The organism is Flavobacterium sp. UW10123, from assembly GCF_040538975.1.
GTDB lineage: Bacteria > Bacteroidota > Bacteroidia > Flavobacteriales > Flavobacteriaceae > Flavobacterium.
Map to the genome: position 1 here is coordinate 19,777 of NZ_JBEWQE010000016.1, position 25,581 is coordinate 45,357.

11 protein-coding genes are annotated in these 25,581 nt (G+C 35.0%); all 11 read right to left on the reverse strand.

Features of this window, described 5'->3' with window-relative positions; genetic code table 11:
* Positions 1-223: 223 nt before the first annotated feature.
* The gene (locus tag ABXT06_RS18190) at positions 224-2,491 is read right to left on the reverse strand and encodes a GH92 family glycosyl hydrolase (RefSeq protein WP_354592010.1); all 2,268 of its coding nucleotides are present in this window, start codon (positions 2,489-2,491) and stop codon (positions 224-226) included.
* 231 nt (positions 2,492-2,722) lie between these two features.
* Positions 2,723-5,062, reverse strand: coding sequence for a glycoside hydrolase family 95 protein (locus tag ABXT06_RS18195; protein WP_354592011.1), 2,340 nt, complete (start codon positions 5,060-5,062; stop codon positions 2,723-2,725).
* Positions 5,063-5,242: 180 nt separating this feature from the next.
* Complete coding sequence (locus ABXT06_RS18200; protein WP_354592012.1) at positions 5,243-8,188, reverse strand: discoidin domain-containing protein; 2,946 nt, start codon at positions 8,186-8,188, stop codon at positions 5,243-5,245.
* A gap of 197 nt (positions 8,189-8,385) precedes the next feature.
* The gene (locus ABXT06_RS18205) at positions 8,386-9,918 is read right to left on the reverse strand and encodes a RagB/SusD family nutrient uptake outer membrane protein (protein WP_354592013.1); all 1,533 of its coding nucleotides are present in this window, start codon (positions 9,916-9,918) and stop codon (positions 8,386-8,388) included.
* Between the two features lie 26 nt (positions 9,919-9,944).
* Entirely contained in the window at positions 9,945-12,971 is a 3,027-nt protein-coding gene (locus ABXT06_RS18210) for a SusC/RagA family TonB-linked outer membrane protein (RefSeq protein WP_354592014.1), read from the reverse strand.
* Between the two features lie 518 nt (positions 12,972-13,489).
* Entirely contained in the window at positions 13,490-15,082 is a 1,593-nt protein-coding gene (locus ABXT06_RS18215; RefSeq protein WP_354592015.1) for a solute:sodium symporter family transporter, read from the reverse strand.
* A 3-nt stretch (positions 15,083-15,085) separates the two neighbouring features.
* Complete coding sequence (locus ABXT06_RS18220; RefSeq protein ID WP_354592016.1) at positions 15,086-16,102, reverse strand: GntR family transcriptional regulator; 1,017 nt, start codon at positions 16,100-16,102, stop codon at positions 15,086-15,088.
* Positions 16,103-16,172: 70 nt separating this feature from the next.
* A complete protein-coding gene (locus ABXT06_RS18225) occupies positions 16,173-18,377 on the reverse strand; it encodes an alpha-galactosidase (RefSeq protein ID WP_354592017.1) in 2,205 nt (734 codons plus the stop codon).
* A 19-nt stretch (positions 18,378-18,396) separates the two neighbouring features.
* Positions 18,397-20,367, reverse strand: coding sequence for a sialate O-acetylesterase (locus ABXT06_RS18230; protein ID WP_354592018.1), 1,971 nt, complete (start codon positions 20,365-20,367; stop codon positions 18,397-18,399).
* A gap of 11 nt (positions 20,368-20,378) precedes the next feature.
* Complete coding sequence (locus tag ABXT06_RS18235) at positions 20,379-22,331, reverse strand: alpha-galactosidase (RefSeq protein WP_354592019.1); 1,953 nt, start codon at positions 22,329-22,331, stop codon at positions 20,379-20,381.
* A 441-nt stretch (positions 22,332-22,772) separates the two neighbouring features.
* The gene (locus tag ABXT06_RS18240) at positions 22,773-25,451 is read right to left on the reverse strand and encodes a T9SS type A sorting domain-containing protein (protein ID WP_354592020.1); all 2,679 of its coding nucleotides are present in this window, start codon (positions 25,449-25,451) and stop codon (positions 22,773-22,775) included.
* Positions 25,452-25,581 lie beyond the last annotated feature (130 nt).

A 25,581-nucleotide genomic window follows, 5' to 3' on the forward strand; every position in this document is an offset into this window, starting at 1 on the left:
ATTTTTTATAATTAAATTGTGTTCCTATAAGGTAAAAAAACTGTCGAATCTTTTAAAAATAAAAAGGTTTTATGAATTTAATCATCAAACCTTTTTATTTCGACAATCTTGTCATTCCGAGGAACGAGGAATCGCACTAGTAATTCCGCAACGATATGTCTTTTCTTTGCCGAGTCACTTTTGTGATTCCTCGTTCCTCGGAATGACAAAATAAATCAATTATTTAATTAATTGGTTTATCGTCTCGTTTAACTCCCCAATTTTTATTTGGTTTAGATCCCATTACAAACTCTAAAATACCGCCATTATCAATATCCGATTGGTGAATAAAAGTCTTTTTATAGGTTTTACCATTTAATTTAGCGCTTTGAATATAAATGTTTTCATCTGAAACATTTTTAGCAATAACTTTAAAAGTCTTTCCGTTTTTCAATTCAATAGAAGCTTCTTTCAACAGCGGAGAACCTATAATATAAGTACTGCTTGCTGGGTTAACAGGATAAAATCCCATTGCACTAAAAATATACCAAGCCGAAAGTTCACCACAATCATCATTACCAGAATAACCCGAAGAGGTCGTATTGTACATTTTCTTCAATATATCAGCAGTATATTTTTGAGTTTTCCAAGGCTGACCTGCATAATTGTATAAATAAGCAATATGATGACTTGGCTCATTTCCGTGTGCGTATTGGCCAATAAAACCCGAAGCATTATCATTTACTTCTTCTGGCTTGTCTTCTAATGTGAAAAAAGTATCTAGTTTTTTGGTAAAGGCATGATCTCCTCCAACCAAATTTACAAGTCCTTTTACGTCTTGCGGAACATACCAAAAGTACTGCCAGCCATTTCCTTCAGTAAACGGATAACCACCATTAGCGCCATATTTTAAAGGATCAAATGGACCAATCCAATTGCCTTTGTCATCTTTTGCTCTGAAAAAACTTATTTCTTTATCATACAGATTTTTATAAAACTGAGAACGTTTTGCAAAATGGTTATAATCATCGATTTTAACGAGTTTTTTTGCCAATTCGGCCACACACCAATCGTCATAAGCCATTTCTAAAGTCAATGAAACCGACTGTGATTTTAAATTTTCTGGAATATATCCATACTTTTCCCAAATATCGAATGGCGATCCGGGATGTTCTCGCAATGATGAATTCTTTACGGCTTCAAAGGCTTCTTCGGCATCAATTCCTGGGATTTTTTTCAGTACAGCATCCACAATAACCGGAATAGCATGATTGCCAATCATACAGTAATTTTCCTGTCCCCATAGCTGCCAGATTGGTAAATAGCCAAAAACTTTGTAATATGCCAGCATACTGTTTACAAAATCAGCGGTTCGTTCGGGTTGAATCAAAGTATATAAAGGATGTGCGCCACGATACGTATCCCATAAAGAAAATGTTGTATAATAAGGCTTGGATGAATTTCTAACTGTAAAATCGGCCGCTGGATAATCTCCACTCACATCTGATAATGTATTCGGCTGAATGAATGTATGGTACAAAGCGGTATAAAAAATCTGTTTTTGTTCTTCTGTTCCATCAATTTTTATCTTGCTCAATTCATTTTCCCAAACGGCATCTGCATTGTTAATTATTCCGTCAAAATCCCAAGCTGGAATTTCGGTTTGCACATTCAAACGCGCATTTTCAATACTTGTGGCAGAAATTCCAACTTTTACCAAAATTTCCTGCTGTTTTGAATTATCAAAATCTAATATTGCCCTAATTGCATTACCATTAACCACTTTTGCATTGTCATAAACATTACCACCATCTGTGATATGATTGCGAATTATGGGCTGTGAAAATTCAGCATGAAAATATACTTTTCGCATAGGTGCCCAACCCGTAATAATTCGAAATCCTTCAATAGTATGATCATTTGGAAATGATAATTGAGACGCAATAATTCGAGTATTCCAATCTGATTTTTTCATCGAATGATCTAAATCAACAATGATATGTGCTTCTTTATTTTTAGGAAAACTGTATTTGTGAAAACCCGCATGAGTTGTTGCTGTTAATTCGGCTTTTATTTGATAATCTAAAAGTTCTACACTGTAATAACCCGGTTTTGCAAATTCCTTATCATGTGTAAACTTAGATTGATAAGCATTCTGCCCCGTTTCTTCTTTTACAATAGCACCACTGAAAGGCATTAGCATTACATCAAATAATTCGGCTACTCCTGTTCCACTTAAATGCGTGTGACTAAAACCTGCAATAGTGGTATCGTTATAATTATAACCACAAGCAACGCTCCAATCTGGTGTGTTTCGGGTGTCTGGACTCAGCTGTACCATTCCGAATGGCACTGTAGCACCAGGATAATTATTTCCAGAAAGCGGCGAACCGTGTGCTGCTCCCGTTCCAATAAACGGATTTACATGTGAAGTGATTTTTTCTTTAGTTTGCGCTCCAAGAATTATAGAACTCAAGATAGCACCACAAAGTATTATTTTATTGAGATTCATTTTTTAAAGATTTTGAAATATGATTTCATTTTTTTGAATTGCCTCCAGCTTTAGCTGTAGGTTATTGAAATTAGATTCAAATAAGGCTTTAGCCAAAACACTACGATTTTGGCTAAAGCCCTTTGTTTAATAGACTCTTATAAACCTCCAGCTAAAGCTGGAGGCAATTCAATCAATGTTTTATACCTGACAGGTTTTAAAAACCTATCAGGTATAACTAAACTTTATAAATTACAATTTAGAAGAAGTGATCTCTTTCAATTCACCATTCACTTTTACTTTCACCTTTGTTGGTACAGGAGATAAAACTTCATATTTCGCCACTTTACCTTTTTCCCATTTCATATTTATAGTAAAGTTTCCTTCAGCTTTAAGTCCTTTTACTTCTCCTTCTTTTAACCAAGCATCTGGCATTGCAGGCAATAATTCTATAAATCCAGCGTGGCTTTGAATTAACATTTCGCCAATTCCAGCAGATGCACCAAAGTTTCCATCAATTTGAAATGGCGGCCCTGCAGAAAGTAAATTTGCATACACACCACCGCCAGGACCATAATTAATATTGGTATCCTTTGTTTGCCTAAGTATGGTCTTAAATAATTTATAAGCTCTGTTTCCATCTTTTAAACGAGCCCAAAACAGCATTTTGTATGCAATTGACCAGCTTGTTCCATCGTCTCCTCTTACTTCAAGTGTTTTTTTAATTGCATCGACAAGTTCAGGTTTGTTTTCTGGAGTAATCAAAGATCCTGGATATAATCCATACAAATGAGAAATATGACGGTGTTGCGGATCTTCTTCTTTATAATCTTTTAGCCATTCCATGATTCTTCCGTCAGGGCTAATAACTCCTGGAGGCGGTAATAATTTTAATTGTTTCTCCAATTCAACACTTAAATCATTATCCAATCCAAGTTTTTTTGACGCTATTATAACATTATTAAATAATTCGCGAATAATCTGATTGTCGATTGTAGGTCCCATACAAACATGAGATGCATCTCCATTTGGAAGCAAAAATGAATTTTCTGGAGATACAGATGGTGACGTTACCAACCAGCCTGTTTCCGGATCTTTTACCAGCATGCTTTTATAAAATTGCGCTGCTCCTTTTAAAACCGGATAAATCTCAGCTAAATAAGCCTGATCATTGGTATACAAATAATGACTCCACAAATTATTACACAACCAGCCTGATCCTGATTTTGTGATTCCCCAAGAAGCACTTTCTCCGGGTTCTGTAAAGCCCCAAACATTGGTAATAACATGTGCTACCCAACCATCAGCATTATAATAGGCTTTGGCCGTTTTTTCTCCATTTGGCACAATCGCTTTAGTCAAATCTTTTAGAGGAAGATTTAATTCTGATAAATTGGCTGTTTCTAATGCCCAATGATTCATCTGAACGTTTACATCCAAATGATAATCCGAGTTCCATGGCGTTTGCACATCTTTTGCCCATAATCCCTGTAAGTTTGGCGGTAACAATCCTAATCTGGTACTGCTAATGCTCAAATAACGGCCGTATTGATAAAATAAAACAGGAAGCGCTGTATCTAAATCTGGCTGATTAACAAAAGCATCTAAACGCTCATTTGTAGGCAGTGTTTTTTGTGGTGATTTTCCGAAACTCAAAGTCACACGATTGAATAACTTTTGGTAGTTTTCAATATGCTTTTTCTTCTGATCCTGATATTTCTTCTGCATTGCTGCAGTTAGAATTTTATCTACTGAAGATTCGAAATTTTTATCTTTATAATCTGTTCCCGCAGAAATAAAGAGCACGACTTCTGTTGCATTTTTTACTTCAATTGCATTATTGGCATAAACTGCATTTCCATCTGTAATTTGGGCTTTTACCTTTACTTCATACTTCATTCCTTTTCCATCAGTTCCGTTATTCAACTGACCAGTCATTACTAGTGAATTATCAGTGCCATTCTCCGTTTTAAAACGCTCTGGTCGTCTCAGCTGGACAGTAAAATTCAACTTTCCTTTTTTACTTGACGTCAATCTGATAAAAGAAGCATCATCACCAAATCCCGTAAAATATTCACGTTTATACGTTACACCGTCAATTGTAAATTGAGTCGCAGCTACTGCAGTTTGTATGTCTAGGTTTCTAGTGTAATTTTGAGCTTTTGATTTGGTTTTATAATCAAAATTCAACGTCATATCTCCCAAAACCTGATAGGCGCCAAATGGTACATCAGCTCCATTTCCGCTTCCAGAACCTGCTCCTGTACAGATAAAATGTTCATCGATTAGTTTTTGGGCTTCTTTATTTTTATTCGCTAATAACAATTCTCTAATTTGAGGCAAAAAACTGTAGGCTTTGTAATTATTGGCATCTTGCGGAGATCCGCTCCACAAGGTAATTTCGTTTAGAACTAATTTTTCGGTTGTAATTCCGCCATCAGGCATAAGTCCTAATCGACCATTTCCTAATGGCAGTGTTTCTTCCCATTGAGCTGCTGGTTTGGTATACCATAACTCCAACGGGTTGCTTTGCGAATAGCCTAATAATGGCATTAGTATAAAAAGCAGTGTTATAATTTGTTTGATATTCATGATTGTTTGTGGTTTTTAGCCACAGATTAAAAGGATTGGAAATGATTTTTAATCTATGGCAAATTGTATTTAATTAATCGCTTTCTGATATGTAATAAACTTGACAGATTTACATTGAGAATCTCTTGTTCTCAAATCATACCTACAAGGTTTTAAAAACCTTGCAGGATTTGAAACTGATTATTTATTATAAGGAATCGCTTTTACAATTGGTTTTTCACCATTTTTTAAAGCTGTTTCATCAAATTCGATTGTCACTTCTTTGCTTTCTCCTTTTAATAAAGTGAAATAACTGTCACTCACAATTGCCGGTAATATTTGAGTTCCAGATTTTTCATTCAAGGCTTGAATCTGAATTCCAAAAGCGATTCCCGACGGACTTGAAACTTTTGACTTTATCAAGTATTTCCCGTTTTGTTTTGTGACTTTGCTGGAAACATTTACGTTTGCTTTTGGCAGTTTATTCAATTCTGTAAAATCTTTCATATTGGTACCTCTCCAATAAAAATTCTCACTGATTAATTTATCTGAAGCATCTTTTAATTTTAATCGAATAAAATGCACCGGACTTAAATCGGAAGTATCAACATTGGTTTCTGCTCCAAAAATTTTGAAGTCGTATAATGAATATCCCCATCCAGAACCACGTTTTATTCCTAACATTCGAACGTAACGGCCTTTTGTTTCATCAAACGAAATAGTTTGAAGGCCTTGTTTTCCGTCTTTAATAATACTCACATCTGTCCAATTTTGCGCATCTGAACTGATCTGGATTTTGTATTCTTTTCCATAAGCATTTTCCCAATTTAAAACGACACGATTGATAATATAGTCCTTTTCAAGATCTACATAAATCCATTCCTTATCTGTGGAATTACTTGCCCAGCGCGTGTTTGAATCTCCGTCTGCAACATCTCTGGTATTTCCTCCATCGGTAGAAGATGCCATAACATTTTTTTGAAAAGCCAAATCTTTCTGATTGGAATAAAACGGAATCACAAAGCTTTCTACCGCCGTATTAGAATAAGAATCTACTACAGCATTTTGTTTGTATTTTGCTACCGATTTTCCATCTAAGTTATACACAACAGCTTCGGCTTTCAGATTTTTAAAATCGGTTCCTGTCGTATTGATTACTTTTACCGAATTGTCTACAGGACTCCACTGAATATGCATAGGTTCGCAAGCCGATTTTACCCCCCAATAAGCTCCCGTTAAATCATAATAGTAATCGTAAGTCTGCCAAACCATACTTGGATACGAAGACTGACTCATCCAGATCATAATTCCAGAAGCATCTTCCCACATATGATCGAGCCATCCTTCGTACATGGCTTTGTTGGTTTCTATGTTTAAAAGCTGTGCTTTTCTGGTATATTCTTCCAGATTATTTGGTTTGCCGTAACGCTCTGTAATGCTTTTATCATAATTATCCGGCGTGGCATTAAAGGCTTTTTGTCCAAAGAAATGTTTGTCCCACATGTCGTTTCTTGGCCACCAGTCTTTTTCCGGAATAAACTTTTTAAAGCTTTCAATGTTCGGAAAAACAGCTGTACCAATTTCAGATCTTAACCCCCAGCTTGGCCCATCGCCTGTTCCTGCATAAGGTTCCGGATATTTTGTAAAATAAAATCTCGGATCTTTATTACCCCAAAGTCCGCTACCGCTTAAGTTTCCTGTATTGGAACAAGGCTGATAATAACGGTCATTGTTGTCAAAAGTTTTAATATTTTCGGCAATCCAGCCATTTAGCGGTGGCTGCGGAAGACCTTCATTATTCCCACACCAAATGGCAATACTGGCGTGATTTCTAACGCGTTTTATTTTTTCAATTACATTATTATTAAAAACATGAATGTCTAATGGCAGATTCGGATTGGCATTTAGCCAAAAATCATCCCAAACCATAATACCATATTTATCACAGGCTTGGTAAAACTCTTCGTCAGTTGTTGAGCCCAGCCAGTTACGAATAATATTGTAATTCATTTCTTTATGAAGTTTTACTTTAAGATCGTATTCTTCACCTCTGCAACGAAGCATATATTCGCTCATTCCCCAGTTTCCTCCTTTTAAGAAAACACGTTTTCCGTTTATGGCAATATGCAAAACGCCACCTTCTGTATCGTAAGTATATTTTTTAATTCCGAACGTTATTTTTTGACTATCTGAAACTACATTTCCAATTTTGAAAGTAAACTGACAGGTATATAAATTAGGATCGCCATAACCGTTTGGCCACCATAATTTAGGATTCTGGATAGAAAGTTCCGGAAACTGTTCTTTGGTCAGTTTTACACTTGTAATTCCGTCAGCATCCAGATTTATTTTTTTAGAAAACGTTATGTTTCCTGGCATTATCACTCCGGTTAGTACTCCTTCCTGATTTTGTGAAGAGGTATTTTTCAAATCTACTTTTACTTCCAGATCTGCACGTGCATTGGTTGGCAGATTGGTATGAATCCAAGGATCTGCAATGGTGACTTTATCTGTATTGGTTAAAAAAACGTCGTCTGTAATTCCAGAATTTAATCCTGGCACATAAGGCATCCAATCCCATCCTGCACTTGAAATGTAAGTTGGGCTTCCGAAGTTATTTAATGGCTGTTTTGGAATGCTTACTAAAATGTTTAAGACATTTTTTGCTTTACGGTTTACAAGCTTTGTAATATCAAATTTACCGCGTTGCATCATACCGCTTAAAACGGCTATTCTTTTTCCGTTAAGGTAAATTTCTCCTTCGCGGTTTATACCTTCAAAATTGAGCCAAATGATTTCTTTGGTAAAATCTTCTGGAATAGTAAATTCAGAACGATACCAAAAACTGCGATCGTATTTTGATTTATCGACCTGATATATATTGTCTCCAAAATTAGGGTCTTTTTCTAATCCGCTAACAACATAAGAGTTAAAGATTGTGCCAGGAACAACTGCTTTTACCCAGTCGGCATCAGCATAATTTGGAGTAAACATTTTAAGACTATCTCTCCCTATTTCTGCTAGTGGTTTTACCTTCCAAACAATATCAGAAGAGTTTAAGCTTACTTTATTCTGAGCGTAAAAATTGAACGAAATGGCATTTAGAACAAATAAATAGAGGTAAACCTGATAAGTATAAAATTTCATACTGTTATTTGAATGATTAAAAATTGTTGAATTATAAGAAATAAGAATGCCATTTTGGAATAAGCTTTTTTCGAACAGAAGAACTCAGTACTGTTACAACCTATACCCAAAATGGCATTACAAATCAAAACCGTGGCATTAACCGAACCACATGAACCAAAAAAATAAAAATTATATTATAGTGTGCGTAAGGGATATTAATAACCTGGATTCTGATCCTCTGGACCAATCTCTTCATTTAATTTGATCTCTCCGATAGGAATAGGATAACGGTTATGAAAAGCGGCAATTGTACCGTTTTGTTTTGCCCATTTGTTGCGAGCACCTACCAATTCTACCAATTTTCCTGTACGAATAAGATCCATTCTTCTCCATCCTTCAAAAGCTAATTCACGCATACGCTCATCTAGAATTTGATCTCTAAACTGCGTTTGAGAAAGTCCGCTCCAAGCCATTCCTGCCGGCAATGTTCCTCCAAAAGCTCTTGTACGAACTTGATTCACATAACTTTCAGCTTCTGTTGTGCTTCCTAATTCATTTAAACATTCTGCGTAGTTAAGCAATACATCAGAGTATCTGATATAAGCTTTATTTTTACCTGAATTCCAAAATGATTGTTTTCCATCTACACGAATATCTTCGTATTTTTTAATGTGCGGATCCAGCTCATCACCACCAAAACCAGCAGGAAGTGTTGGCGTAACTCCTTTATAAGTAAAATCATAACGGATACTGGCAGCTTTACGTGTGTCACCAGCTTCCCATATTCCTCCAGCCGTTTTGTCTTTATAGCAATATTGAGTAGGAAGAATAAGATCGTAACCTCCAAAATAAGCATATTGATCCATATTGGCTAAAACTCTTGAACCTGTCTGCCATTGTATCTGGTTGTTATCTGGCCAGTTATTATTATACTGCCATTCATATAAAGATTCTGAAGAATTAGCATGGTCTGGGCTAAAAACATCTGCGTAATTAGGTGATAAACTGTACTTTCCAGATTTAATAACTTCTTCAAACCATTGTTTTGCTTTGTTATAATCACGGTATCCTGATGCTTCTGGAGCATATAGATATACTTTTCCTAAAAGTGCCTGTGCCACACCTTTTGCGGGAAATGCAGGATTGCTTTGTGTTACAGGAAGTTTTTCTACTGCTCTTTCTAAATCGGCAACTATATAAGAATAAACCAATGGCAAAGGCTGACGTTTTAGTCCATATTCTGCCGATTTTGCTTTATCATTAATAGGTATTTCTCCCCAATATTGCGTAAGCTCAAACATTAATGTTGCTCTTAAAAAACTAGCTTCACCCATTAAAAGATCGCGTTTTGCGCTATCATCTTCGGTATTAATTCCTAAAGCTCTGATAGATTGCGCCGCTACTTCGATTACTGGCCATCTGTCATTCCACAATTGTCCAATTGCTTGATTCTCCTGACTTAAGAATCCATTGTACAAATCAAGTCCCGCTTGGTTTGCATCTCCGGTTACCTGCAAAGCTCCTTGTTGCGCTTCGTCTGTACCAAGAGAAGTGTAAAGTCCCGCACGGTCTTTTTGCATATTTCTCCAATTTGTAATAGCTCCCAAAAGAACAGGCTCTATTTTACCTAAACTGCCATATGCTTGTGCAGCAGTAAGTGAACTTTTAGGCTCTTCATCTAAAAAATCTGAAGAACATGAAGCTGATAATATTGCTAGGGCCATAAAGGCTATAATTTTTGCTTTCATAAAAATAATTTTTAGAATTAATTTGATTAAAGAGATACATTTAATCCTAGAACTACCATTCTAGATAAAGGATAAGAATCTCCTCCCTCAGGATCATAACCTTTGTATTTAGTTATAATAAATAGATTCGATCCCGTTACATAAAACCTGCAATTTTTAAGAAAAACACTTTCTGCAACTTTGTCTTGTAATGTATATGATAATGTTAGTGCATTTAATCTTAGGAATGAAGCATCTTGTATTGCTTTATCTGTTTCTCCTAAAGTATATCTTCCTCCTCCATAATACGCTCTTGGTACATCTGTATTTGTGTTTGTTGGAGTCCAACGATCCAAAAGATCTGTATGTGCTGCACTCATTCCTCCAGAGTTCATATAGCTTTCATAAGTACCGCTTGGTCTCTTACCTCCTATTGAATACGCAAATACTGCATTTAATCCAAAACCTTTATAATTAAGATCTGTAGAAAAACCACCATAGTAATCAGGATTCAAATCGCCAACCACATATCTGTCTTGATCGTTTATTACGCCATCTCCATTACGATCTTTAATTTTAATATCTCCTGGCTGAACAGTTCGGCTTCCATAATTTACTTTACTAAGATCTTCTCCTTGCTGTGCAATACCATCATATTGAAATACATAAACTGTGTTTACTGATTTCCCTAAGAAAAAGTTCCCTGTACGTTGGATTTCATTGTTACTATAACCACCTAAGTTGTATATCTCTGTAGCATCTCCATAAAGTTTTGTAACCTTATTTTTTGCCGATGATATATTAGCAGAAACATTCCATTTAAAATCTTTGTTTTTAATAATATCTCCGCTAAGTTCTAATTCTATACCTTCATTTGTTGTAGAACCGATATTATCTAGCTTGTATTTATATCCTGATGAAACTGGCATATTACGCAACATCAAAAGATCATCATTATTTATATGAAAGTAATTAGCACTTGCAGTAAGTCTGTTTTGGAAAAAACCAGCATCTAATCCAATATTAAATTGCTTTTGTTTTTCCCATCTTAAATCGAAATTATCGATGTAATTATCAGACACGTAAGTTCCAGAATTATTACTCACTTGCGCATTATATAATGCAAAGTATCTGTAAGCATCTACATTCTGATTTCCTACCATACCATAACCTACACGAAACTTAAGTTGGCTTAATTTTTCAAATCCTGAAAGGAAATTTTCTTTACCAATATCCCAGCTTCCTGCTATAGAAGGAAAGGTTCCCCATTTGTTATTAGGACCAAATTTAGAAGAACCATCTCTTCTTATTGTACCTGTAATATTATACTTTCCATCAAAAGTATAGTTAGCTCTTGCAAAATACGATTGGTTTGTATAATCTGTAAAATTCGATCCTAACTGTGCATTGTCTTTTTGATAGGCTCCTGATAATGCCATATATGTCAAATCATCACTCACAAACCCTCGAGCTCTTACATCTGTACTATTACCTGAATTACTCATTACAGAAAATCCTCCCATTATACTTACGTCATGCTTTTCAGCAAAAACTTTACTATAACTTACAGTATTATCCCATTGATAATTTAATTGCGAATATCTGTAATGATGTGCTTCTCCATTCATAGAATTTCTGAGTGACTGACCCGTGTAACTTGGCACATAATCAAAATTTGCTTGATCTATAACATCCACAGAAAGATTCGTTCTGATATCAAGTCCTTTTACTGGTTTTGCACTTAAAAAATTACTGCTTGTAAGTCTATTGCGTGAACTTGAATTTATGATATCAAGACTTATTATCGGATTGTAAAGATTTTGGTCAAATACTTCACCATATCTCAGATAAGTAGCTTTTGAGTCAATAGGCAATAACGGGTTTGCTCCCAATGCCACACCAAAAGCACTTCCTTCCTGATAGTTGCTTTCGCTTCTTGAAAAAGTAGTATTGGTACCAAACTGCAACCATGATTTTAAATCCTGCGTAAGGTTAATTTTTCCATTATATCTTTTAAAATCAGAGTTTTTAAGAAGTCCCTTCTGATCAACATAATTGAAACTCACAAAATAAGTTCCTTTTTCTCCTCCTCCGCTAAAGCTTAAATTATGATTTGTTTGAAAACCTGAACGCGTTACCTGATCTAGCCAATTGTAGCTTTTACCAGTTCTGTATGATTCTAACTCGTAAGGCGCAAACACAGTCGAACCATCTGATTTAATCTGATTAATATAAGCTGCACGATCGGCTCCAGGATTCTCATCCATATAACGATTTGCATAAGCGTCAACTCTCAAATCAAATAACTGTTGGCCATTCATTAACGGAATAGTTCTTGCAAATTCAGATACACCAGTCCATGTATCATACTGTATTTTTGCTTCTCCTGATCTTGAACCTTTTTTTGTTGTAATTACAATTACTCCATTTGCAGCTCTTGAACCATATAATGCAGTAGCAGAAGCATCTTTAAGAACTTCCATACTTGCAATATCGTCAGGATTTATGTTTTCAAAATTACTGTCGGTAACCAAACCGTCAATTACAAATATTGGGTTACCGCCAAAGTTTAGAGAATTATTTCCTCTAATTCTTATTGTACCCGTTTGGCCAGGCACTGCACTTTGCTGCACATATACCCCTGAAGCACGGCCTTGCAACGCCTGTACTACGTTTGGAGTAGGAACCTCTCTAAGTTTATCTCCAGAAACACTGCTTACAGCACCTGTTAGATTTCCTTTTTTCATAGCCGCTCCAACTATTACCACTTCAGTCAGTTCCTGAGTGCTTGGAGTCAAAGAGATATTAATTTCAGACTTGTTTGCAATGGCAGTTTGCTTATCAAATCCAATAAAACTAAATTCTAGTGTGGAGCCAGATTTTACGTTTAATAATTTGTAACTACCATCAATGTCTGTTACTGTTGAATTCTGAGTACCTTTAACCTGAATAGTTGCTCCTGGTAAAGGTAAATTTTGTTCATCCTTAACTTTACCAGTTATGGTTTGGGAGTAAAGTGTGCCGGCATACAACATAACTACTAAGAAGCATAAGTATCTTATTGCAATTCTCATAATAATTTGGTTTTTAGTTAATAAATTAGTTAGTTAGTTTTTTGTTCTTTATTGAGCATTTAAAATACGAGAAAACGAATTGACTTATACTATACTATACTACAACATTACAAACATACAAATATTTTCATTACATCCAAATTTATGTTTTAAGAATTTGCTATTTTTTTTATTGATTTATTTCGGCTTTGCCACAAATACGGCAACTAAAAAAGGAAAAAGAAAATAAAGGATATGATAATTTAAAGAAATGTCAGACAAAAAAAAGATGTACTGCAATTAAAACCAAGGAAAAAAGTGTACAAATTCAAGGAGCTCATTCTAAATAAATTTATCCTTTAAAAGACATGCAAAATGCATCTTTTTAATAAAAAACTTTTCAATATATGTTCTATTAATTAAACCTAACAGGTTTTAAAACCTGTTAGGTTTAACTAAAACATAAAAAAAGACGCACTGAAGTGCGTCTCTACAAATAAACCTTTGAACCTTTGTCCCTCAGAACCTCTGTACCTTTACTAAGCTATTCCCCATTTAGAGAATAAAGTAAAGATACTTATCATACCAATAATCAATAAAGCAAAATACCAATAGCGATTCTTCCAAGGCGATAATTCAAGCGATTCTAGTTTGATTTCGGTGTACTGATAAGCAGGATAAAATCTAGAAACCAATAACATACAAAATGAAGTCAGAATAAACAAAAGAGCCAGCATATGCAGATAATGCAATTTAATGTCCAATACATAATTGAAAATAATGTAGCTCAAAATGAAAAAAATCATACCTGTTTTTGCTGCTTGAGGCGGTACTTTTTTAAATACAAAACCAATCAGAATAATGGTAAAAATAGGCACACAAAACATACCGCCTAATTGCTGCAAGTAAGTGTAAAAACCAGCTTTACTAAAAATGATGAATGGTGCTGAAAACATAGCCAAAGCTGAAACAATAATCTCAAATTTACGTCCTGTGTAAACCAGATGTTTCTCTGTCACTTCTTTATTTCTTTTTTCTAACCAAGGTTTATAAAGATTAAGAACAAACAACGTACTGCTGCTATTAAGTCCTGCGTTAAAAGTACTTATTGCTGCTCCAAGAACCACAGCTGCGGTAAGACCAATCATGATTCCAGGCATGGTATCCTTGATAACAAGAGGGAAAACTTCTGCTGTATTTTCTAGATTTTTATAAAGATGAGTTCCAACCAATCCAGGAATATTGATAATAAAAGGACATAAGAGCTTTCCTAAACAAGCTAACCCCATACCTTTCTGGCTATGAGATAAACTTTTTGCAGAAAGTGCCTGCTGGACAATAAATTGCTCCATTCCCCAATAATACAGATTCATGATAAACATACCTGTAAAAATCGTGCTGAGCGGAATTTCATCATGAGGCCCGCCAATTGCATTTAAATGCTCTTTATTTTCTGTAAGCAGAATATGAAGTCCTTTGAACCAATCTCCGTTTCCTAAGAATTTAAATCCAAAATAAGGAAATGCAACACCAATAGTCAACAAACCAACGCTCAAAACAGTATCACTAATCGATATGGCTCTTAAACCTCCCAAAACAGAATACGCACAGCCTGTAAGTCCTATCAGCCAGACCATAATCCAGATATTCTGCCAATACGTTAATTGCAACGGACCTAAAAAATTAAACATTCCAGTCAACGCTACTGCACCGCCGTATAATACAGCAGGAAGTAAATTAACAATATAACTACATAGAAATATAATCGATACAAGTCTTTTCGTCGATTGATCGTAACGTTTTCCCAAATAATCAGGAATTGTCATTGCACCGGTTCGAAAGTAAATTGGAAGAAAAAACTCAGCAACCAAAAGCATTGCCAGCACAGAACTCACGCCCCATGCCATAACGCTCATGTTGTTGGTGTAAATAGATTCGTTTTCGCCTATAAACTGATTGGCGCTTATATTACTAAGAAGCAAAGCACCTCCAACTATAAAAAAGTTATTGTTATGATCTGCAAAAAAAAGTCCGCTTGTGGTTTGTACCTTTTTTTTTCGCGTTTTTATTGCTGAGATGACAGCAACTAAACCCGTAATCAGTAAGAAACTAACAATCGATAAAACATTCATAAATTACAGCGAATTTCTATCAATAAGAACTGTTGGAATGATTTCCTGTGTTTTCTTTCTATTCAACACAAAATCAGCTGCTCTTCGTCCCATTTCTGAGAAATCTGTTGAGAATGTCGTTACACCGTCAAAAATAATCTCTTTTACGATATCATCATTGTGCGAAATAAAACCAATGTCTTTACCTATCTTAAGTCCTTTGATTTTGGAGTCTTTCAGCATTTCCCAAAGTTCCAGATTGTGAATGGTAAAATACACTTTTCCTTTTTCCAGAGAACCCGATGTATATTCTTCTTTAATTACACCTTTGATGTCATGATCTTTCATGAATCTCTTAAACGAATTCAAGATCTCATTAGGTTCTGCAGACGATGGCTTAAAGAAGAAAACAAGTTCATCGTATTTTTTAATTTTATCTTTAAGCTGCACAAAAGCATTGTAAGACGAATCTCCAAACTCTTGTGCAACATAATTATAATCTTCATCTGTTTCTATAAAACGATCTACCAGCAATACTCTGTTTGTTGGCAATTGTTTTAAGACAGCAGGTGTTTTTTTGTTCGGAATTGGAGCGATAACAAACATTCCGTATTTTCCTTTTATACTTTGAATTATATTTTCGAAAGTATCAAAATTATTATGATGGAAGAAAATGTCCAATTGCACATTTTTACCAAGTCCTTTTCTAAAATTCTCGTAAAACATTTCCTGAAAAATATCAAAAGCAAATATTAGCAATGCCACTTTTAACTCTTGCTTTACATCATTGGTCGCCACAAAATAACCCAATCGGTTTTTCGATTCGATAATTCCTCTGTGCACGAGTTCTTTGTAAGCCTTTGCGATGGTTTCTCTTGCAAAACCCAATTCACTAATAAAAGTGTTTACAGAAGGAAGTAAATCGCCTTTTACGACTACCTTTTCATCAATGGCATTAATTATTCCCTGAACCAATTGCTCATGTTTAGATAAGGAATTTATAGATTCAAGATTTTTGATCTGCTGAATAATTTGCTTCATAAACGGTTTTAATAGGTATTTATTTAGAAAATATTGTATTACAAATATATACTAATGTTTGAAATTTAGTTTAGGCCTTAGTAATTTTTAAAACAACACTGCTGTTTGATGCAGTAACATTCGGATTAATCCCAACCTGCATTAAAAAATCGCCCGAATATACAGCAGTTTCTACTACTGCTTTTTTATCCGGATATACATTGATTTCTTCGACTTTATAGTTTTGTCCTGCCTGTAATCCTTTTAATTTAATTGGAAGATGTGTTCCTGCTTCGTATCTCGAATTAACCGAATAACTGAAAACTACAGCTTCATTTCCGTTTTTATTTACAAACATAACCGAAGCCGCATCATTACCCCAAGGATTCTGTAAACGATATTGGTCTCCTTGCCAAATGGTATTGCTTAATTCGTTATAGTTTTTAATTGCTTTTTGGGTAAAAGCCAAATCTTTCTCATTTAAATCTTTTACTACAATATCAAAACCTAATCTTCCCATCATAGCTACGTCTGTACGGTATTTTAGAGGTTGTTTCCCCCAGTCTGTAACGTGTGCCGCGATAGTAAGCGCAGGATAAAAATACGAGTATTCCCATTGCATGTATACACGCTCTAAAGGATCTGTATTGTCACTTGGCCAGAATTCAGTAAAGTATTTCAAAGCAGCATAATCTACTCTTCCGCCACCGCCAGAACAAAGCATCATTGGCACTTTTGGATATTTTACGCGAATACGCTCCAGCACTTTGTACAATCCGTTTACGTAATCGGTGTAAAAATTATTCTGTTTGTCTTTTAAATAATTAGAATAAGCGTTATAAATCACAGCATTACAATCCCATTTAATATAAGCCAATTCTGGATTTTCAGTAAAAAGATTATCTACAACTCCATAAACAAAATCCTGAACTTTCGGATTTGCTAAATCTAAAACCAATTGATTACGGAAATAGTGTTCTGCTCTTCCCGGCTGTTTGATCACCCAATCAGGATGTTTTTTATACAAATCACTTGCAGGACTTACCATTTCCGGTTCAATCCAGATTCCAAATTTCACTTGATTATCTTTAGCAGTTTTTACCAAAGTTCCAATTCCGTTTGGCAGTTTCTTTTTATTGACATCCCAATCTCCTAAAGCAGCGTCGTCATTGTTACGAGGATAAGTATTTCCGAACCAACCATCATCCAACAAGAACATATCAACTCCTAGTTTTTTACTATCGGCGATTAAAACTTTCAATTTCTCTTCATCAAAATTAAAATAGGTTGCTTCCCAGTTATTTAATAATGTTAAACGATTTTCTTTTCCGTCTAAGATTTTATAATTTCTTGACCAATCGTGCAGATTACGGCTTGCAGTACCTTTTCCTTTTGATGATAAAGTGTACCAAAATTTAGGCGTTGTAAAAACTTCGCTTTTAGCCAATTTATAAGCTGCCGCCGCATTATTGATTCCCGAAATAATACGAAGATTATTCAATGGATCTAATTCTAAATCGGTTCTAAAATTACCCGACCATTCTAAACCTGCAAACAAAACTTTCCCCTCATCTTCAGTTGCTGGTTTGTCTAAAGAAACCATAAATACAGATGGCTGAAATAAATTGGTACGAGAACCTAATTTAGTATCTAAAACCCTGATTCCGTGGGTTAATTTTGATTCTTCCGGTTGCATTTCTTTTGCCCAGTCACCGTGATATTGATTTAGATAGAAGTTTTGGTATCCTTTCAAATATAAATTAGCCGAAGCATATTTATTTAAAGTAATGCTTCCTTTTTCATTGTGCTGAATAGTGGTCCATTGCTCGATAACATCTGTATCGAAATAAGCCTGAATAAACAAATGAACTTCAACCGGATACACAGGATCTTTAAGCGTGATTTCTGTTTGAGAAATTCCTGTGCCAACAGTATTTGTTTTGTGACTTACATATAGCAAATCCAAAGAAGTATTTCCGTCAGCATGTGTAACTGTGATTGCAGGTTCTAATAAATTTTTAGATCCAGATGCTGTGTAAGCCGCATTATAAATACCAGAGTAATCTGTTCCCTGACGAAACTGAGCTTGTATTTTAGAATAATCTGAATCGTTTGCTAATTTTTCACCCAAATAAATGGCGTTTACTTCTTTTCCTGGTGTTACTTGTAAAACTAGTGCGTTAGATTTTGTCTTGACAGCAATAATCTGCTGCGCTGTTACTGAACTGCAATAACTCGTGAGAATAAAAAATGCTATCGCAAAAGACTGCCTTAAATTGATACTTTGTTTTTTCATTTTATTATGTATTATTTCTTTATTTTTTTCCTTCTGTAATTCCTTTCCAATTATCTGTTCTAAATGATGAAGCTGGTAATCCTGATGCATTGGTTAAATTCCCGTCTGGATTGTCTGCCCAATTGTATCGTACCGCCACAGGATTTGGAACTTCCTGAGCATAAACCGCTACTTTTCCATCCACTATTTTTGTTTCTGCCCAATAAAACTTCTGGTCAGATCCCGCAATTGAAAATCCTTTCAGCACACCTTCTTTAGCTTTAATTCCTGTATTAAAATCAAAATCCAGAATAATGCTGTTATGTTCAATTTTATATGATTTATAAAGAGGTCCTGAATAATCAATTTTGGTATTATACACTTTCGCCAGAGCAATATTCGCCAAGCGTCCTCCCACATCTTGTTTATTTTTCGGATGAATATCTTCTCCATTTCCAATATCAGTTGTAACGGCCATTCCTGTGTTTGGAACTTTTAAAGTCAGAAATTGTGCTTCTCTCAATTCTGCCCAATCTGAATCTCCTGGCTGTTTTTTCTTCTCTTTATAATTGGCCAACTGCACAAAGAAAAATGGAAGGTTTTTATCTTTGAATTTATCTCGCCAATCATTTATCAAGAGAGGCATTAATTTTTGATACTGATGCGCTCTTTCGGCATTACTCTCGCCTTGATACCAGATTACTCCTTTTATTTTATAATCTAACAAAGGCGCAATCATGGCATTGTATATCGCGCTTGGTCGGTTTTGGCCTTGAGCCAAATACGGTTTTCCAGGTAAATCTTTACTGTCTGCACCAATAACATATTTCCAATCTCCAGCCAATGAAATAGTCTCTTTCTCTGATTTTAAAGCTATATTTTCATCTCCGTAAATCCCTCCATTTCCTGATCCGTCAAAAACTCTTATTGTTATTAGGTTTTCGCCTTTCTTTAAATATTTTGCTGGAATGGTATAATGGCGTTCTACATTATAACCTTTGGTTTCTCCAACATAATTTCCGTTTATCCAAAGTATATCGTCATCATCAGCGAAATAATTCAGAGTAAAATCTTTACTAACATCTGAAATATTTACTTTTTTTCGAAACCAAACTATACCATCAAAATTCCCTAATCCGTTGCTGTCAAAAAAAGAGGGCACTTTCATTATTTTCCAAAATGAATCATCAATTTTAGACGTTGCCCAAACCGCTTTTTCGTTCTCATATCCTTTGTCAGCATTAGCAAGATGTTTTTCCCAAACTGCTAAATCAGCATTGTATTTTTTCTCTAAAGTTTCTCTGCTTGATTCAGATTTCATGGCTTCAATTTCGGCATCAAAATCATGAATGGTACTTAACGCTCCAGAACTTGTCCATGCTTCTATTAATGTTCCGCCCCAAGAAGAATGAATCAATCCGATTGGAATCTTTTTTTCTTTATAAATTTTTCTAGCAAAAAAATAAGCCGTTGCACTAAAATCGGCAATATTTTTAGGATCGCAGACATTCCATCCATTGTGCTGTACTTTTAGTGTATTTAATGGTAAAGTACTTTCTATATGTTCTGCCTGCAATAATCGAATCTCAGGATAATTGGCATTTGCAATTTCTTCTTTATAATTCTCTATTTTTCCCCAACCTTCCAGAGGCATTTCCATGTTGCTTTGTCCAGAACACAACCATACTTCGCCAATTAAAATATTTTGAAGCGTTTTTACTTCTCCGTCATTTATTGCAATCGTATATGGTCCGCCGTAAACAGGCGTTTTTAAAACTACACTCCATTTACCGTTTACAACATTGCTTTTATATGTTTTTTTATCCCATGAAGTTGTAACGGATACCGATTTCTTATTGCTTTCTCCCCAAAAAGGAACTGTGCTTTTTTGCTGCAATACCATATTGCCTGTAAAGAAAGATGGTAATGAAACCGTTGCGTTTATTACGTTTGATGAAAGAATAAATAAGGTAAATATTAAAGCCGTTTTCTTAAAAAAAAGTTTTTTCATAAACCTATCAATTAACGTTTTACTATTTTAAACAAACCTGCATCTTTAGCACCGAGATTTAAATCGATACTATTGTTCTTTACCTCAACAGTTTCGGTTGTAAAAAGATTTTGCAGTTTGTAATTACCATTCTTAACACCTAATCTTTCTAATGGCAGAGCAAAATTTTTAGCGGCTGAACCATAATTTAAAACTGCCACATACCAATCATTTCCTATTTTTTGTTCGAAAACTTCGGTTGTTAATTTTCCTGTATTTCCTTCAACGGGACGAAAAGCGACACCATTGGTAACAATTTTAAGCAATTCCTGATTCTGAAGCCACTCTTTTGCGCGCTTGCTCCAGATTCCATCTTTACTGTAATCGTCTCCTGTAATTAATGTTCCCGTAATTACCGAAGATATTAATCTTGCTCGATTTTCGCCTTCTGTAACATCTGCAAAAACAACATGGTCTGCATCTATATAATCATACGAATATGTTTGCCACCAACCATAATTCACACTATTTAAGGTGTATTGTGTCTGCTCGATTGTTTTCCAAGCATCACATGCAATACGACGAACGTGTGCATAACGGCTTGTAGCCATATTAGGAGAAATTGCAGCATAAATAAGCATTTGCCCATCTAGTGCTTTTACTAAATGTTCCATTCCTATTTTATAAGCCTGCATTCCTGTAGTTACATTTTTATCATAAAATGAAGTCGATTCTGCTGCTGCATGCCCTAAAAAGTCAATTTTTATCATTTTGAAGCCGCACGCTTTTAGTTTATTAATTACATAATCAACACGTTTTAGTGTACCAGGATGTGTTGGATCAATTGCGCGTGCACCATCAAAATCAAAATACGTATTTCCCGTTTTTGTCCACATTTCGCCAAAAGTATAGTCACTACCTTCTGCTTTTCGGTTTGGACCGTCTTTCCAACCCCAATCTGTAAAAGGTGCCCAATAGGCTCCAGGCTCTAAACCTTTACTTTTGCAATAATCTGCAAATTCTTTTAACTTGCTAAAATCTCCTGTAAACCCACCTTTTACCATGTTATCCCAAAAGGAATCTAGATCAATATAAGCCATGTTGCCTACTCTAAATTGCGGAATTGAGTTCGCAAAAAAATCGGCAACTTTAGTAGTATTCTCGTAATTAATTTTTTCCATCAAAACACCCCAGCTATTCCAGCCAACAGGAGTTGGCTTATCCCATTCAAAAACATACGGTTTTTCTACAATACGATTGGTTTTAGCATATTCTTCCATTCCCTCTCTCCAATCAGAATAATATCCGACGAAGAATTTAGGAGATAAAACTTTTTCACCTTTTATTATTCCATGCGCAATACTATCTCTAGTTATTTCTTTTTCTGAAAATCCTGCCCAAGCCGAAAATTGTGCTTCTTTATTTTTATTGATTGTTTTAACAGCACTTTTCCAAACAGTATGTTCTAAAGAACCGACAATGAAACCATTTCTAGAAGTATTATTGAATATTATTCCAACTTCAGCACTTGTATTGCTTGAAATTGTATCTAATTTTTTAGAGTTATAACTCGCCCAAGCATCATTATCATAAGGAACAAATACCGTCTGTAGATTTTCTACTTTATCAAAAGCAATTTTTCCTAAATCTAATGGCGCAATATAATTGGTTGCTATCTGCTGATCCCCTAAAATTTCAATTTCAGTTATAAAAAAAGACTGATTAGTATAGGTAAAGAAATTTTGAATTAAAGTTGGATTGTTTTTAGCCTTATAAGTCAAAATGTATTTTGTCCCTTTTCCTAAATTATCAGTAAAAGTTTCTTTTGAAAGAATGGCTTCTGAATAATCAGCGATAGAAATTGTTTTACCATTCACAACAACCGAAGCTTTAGCTCCAGAAAAAATACTTTTACCTGATTGGCTTACGGCTATTGTTTTGTTTTTAGCATCATAATTAATAGTGCCATTTTTTCCAAAAGTCATTTTTATACTTTTTTGCGCCTGCATGAATGGACTAAAAAAGAGCATTATTAAACTAGACAAAAATAGCTTTCTTATTAATAAACAGTGTGGTTTCATCAATCTTATTTTTGGTTATTATACTATTCTATACTACAATGATACGAATTAAAATTTACCCTGCAAGAATATTACAAAAAATAGTGGTTGTTTTTTTTACTCAAAAACACTTAAGTACCTAAAAATCAATACCTAAAACTAAACCAATGATACTTCATTTTTTTTCTTCAAAATAGTCATTTTGACAATAATTATGACATAATCTCAAAAAACTAACTAAAAATATGAGTCTCAAAAAAATTTACAAATCAAAAATTATCATTTTAATATTTTAAAATGCTTAAATAAAAATCCCGATTCTCAACTAAAATGAAAACCGGGATTTTGAATATTTTTATTCAGATTTTAATTCTTCACAAACCTAAAGTTTTTAACAGGCTGTCCGGTCGCTTTTACTTTTACCATATAAACACCTTTTAAAAGTCCGTTTACAGGTATTTCCGAACTCAATGTCCCTTCAGTGGTAATGGTGGTTTTCCAAACTTCTTTTCCGCTTATATCGTATACTGAAATTGCCGCGGGACCATTAATTGTTTGATCAAATTTAATTCTAAAACTGTCTGATGCAGGATTAGGAAAAACATAATTTGTAGAAACTCTCTCCCAATTATAACTTGGGGCAGTTAATGTCCCCGCACTAGAAATAGCATAAATAGCCGCATCTGCCTGCGGTAATTGAACATTTAATGTGCTTTGAGCTGTACTTGTAGCCCCCGAATAAAGTTCTTTAACTGTATAGTTTCCTGATCCAAGCCCTAAACGACTTAAACTAATATTAGTGGTTGTTGTAGTATTTCCGTAATTAAAAACAGCGACATAGGTAACCTCATTGTGTGTTGCAGAAAAAATATTGGCTGCATTATATCCCGTATTTCCATCTACCGGAATAAAGTGCATTTCGTTACGGGCAACATCCATCACATCATTATTTTGCAAAAGATTCTGTGCAGTTGTTTTCCACTGTCCAGCAACAGAAAAATCATCACCAGTAACTACCGTTCCAGTAACTACGCTGCTTAATAATCTTGCACGATTCTGTCCAATTGAAGCGTTGCCAAAAACTACATGATCTGCATCGATATAATCATAGATTTGATTTTGCCACCAGCCGTAAGTTGTACTATTTAAAGTATAATCTGTCTCATTTATGTTTGTATAAGCATCGCAAGCTATACGTCTAACGTGTGCAAAAGGACCTGTTGCCAAATTAGGAGATATGGCTGCCTGAACCAGCATCGTTCCTCCAATTTGATCAATTAAGAATTTCATTCCTTCTTGATACGCTTCCATTCCTGTATGAAGCTGATTATTCGCAAAGCTATCTGCTTCAATACTTGCATGGGTCAAAAAGTCAATTTTTATCATTTCGAATCCAGCAGTTTTAAAACGATTTATAAAATATTGAATTCTTGCCTTAGTTCCAGGGCTTGTTGGATCCATAGCGTATGCACCATCCAATTCTAAAGGATTCCCATTGACTTTTGTCCAACACTGATTATAAGTATATGAACTTCCTTCTACTTGTCGATTGTATTTACCCCAATCTACAAACGGAGCCCAATAAATTCCAGCCTTATACCCTTTACTTTTTGCATAAGTAACAAATTGTGCCAACTCCGAATCGCTCATATTATCCCAATATGAATCCAAATCAATAAACAAAGTATTATCTTCTGTTTTAAACGCAGGACAATCATTATGAAAAAAATCTACAACTGCTTTTGCTTTAGTTAAGTTAATATTGGTCTGCATAGCCCCCCAACTGTTCCATCCAATTGGTTTTGGCGCCGTCCAGTCAAAAATATATTTGGGTTGCATGGCTGCATTGGCTTGTGCAAACTCTTCAAATCCTGTTCTCCAATCGTTAGTAGCATTAATCATTATTTTTGGAGAAGGACAGCTCGTCTGCCCAACATTTACCCAACCATGTCCTCGCGTATCTCTAGTTACGTCTTGTTTGGTCCAGCCTGCAATAACTGAAACATATGCCGATGAAGAACCACCACCACTCACTGTAATACCTGTTTTCCATTTTGTATGTTCCAAAGAACCAATTACAAGTCCTTTTCGATTGGTATTGTTATAAATATTGGTTACTTCTGAAGCTGTAAAGTCAGCCGAATTTAAAGTATAAGCATTGTAGCGAATCCACGCATCATTATCATAAGGCACAAATACGGCTCTGGTATCACCTGTTCCAAAATTAGGCGTTATCTGATTACTGGTCAAAGGGGACATTTTATAACAGTTTGATCCGTTTCCTGTTAAAACCACTTGTACAGCTATGTAGTTTTTATTAGTGTAAGTGTAAAAAATCTGCTGCATTTCAAGATTATAATTCCCACTTAAAGTAAAAATATGTTTGGTACCGCTTCCTATATTGTCTGTAAATGGCTCTGAAGCATAGACCGCTGAAGCAAAATTACTGCTCACATATTGCTGATCACTGTTTGCATAAGCAGATGCATTGCTAATTACAGTTGCGCCATTAAACTTTATACTATAGGTTTTATTAGTGAGGTTATAAACGATACTATTGTTTGTTCCAAAAGTGATAGTTTGATTGGTTCCTGCGGCTATAGGTGTCAAAATGAACTTATCAAGATTGGGAGCCCATGAATTTGTATTATCCCAAAGTAGAGTGGTTGTACCGTTGTTTAGATAGACACTTATATTTTTGGAAGCTGCTGTACTCCATCCTCCACTGGGTTCACAAGGTATTGCAATAGCTGCTGCTGAACCAGGAGTTAATCGAATTGCACGTGGATCTCCCGTGCAATAAAACAATTGCAGATTGTACCAACCTGCTGCTGTTACGTTTACATTTACAGAGACACTTCCGGTTCCTCCTAAATTGCCCACTATTTTTCCTGAACAGGAATCGCAATTCTGAATGTCGGCATTTCCCGTACGGGTACCATTTTCAAATTCATAAGTCTGACTCCAGCCACATATCGTTAATAAAAATAGCAATAATGCGAGAATGTTTTTAAGTGGTACTGTTTCTTTTGTAATTTTTTGCATGGTTTAATTAATTAGTTAGTAAAACACAGTTCTATACTGTACTATACTACAATAATACAAAAAAAATATTACTATATCACTAAAAAAGAGTCATTTAAACAGAAACGCAGTATCTTGTTTTGCTTTTTAT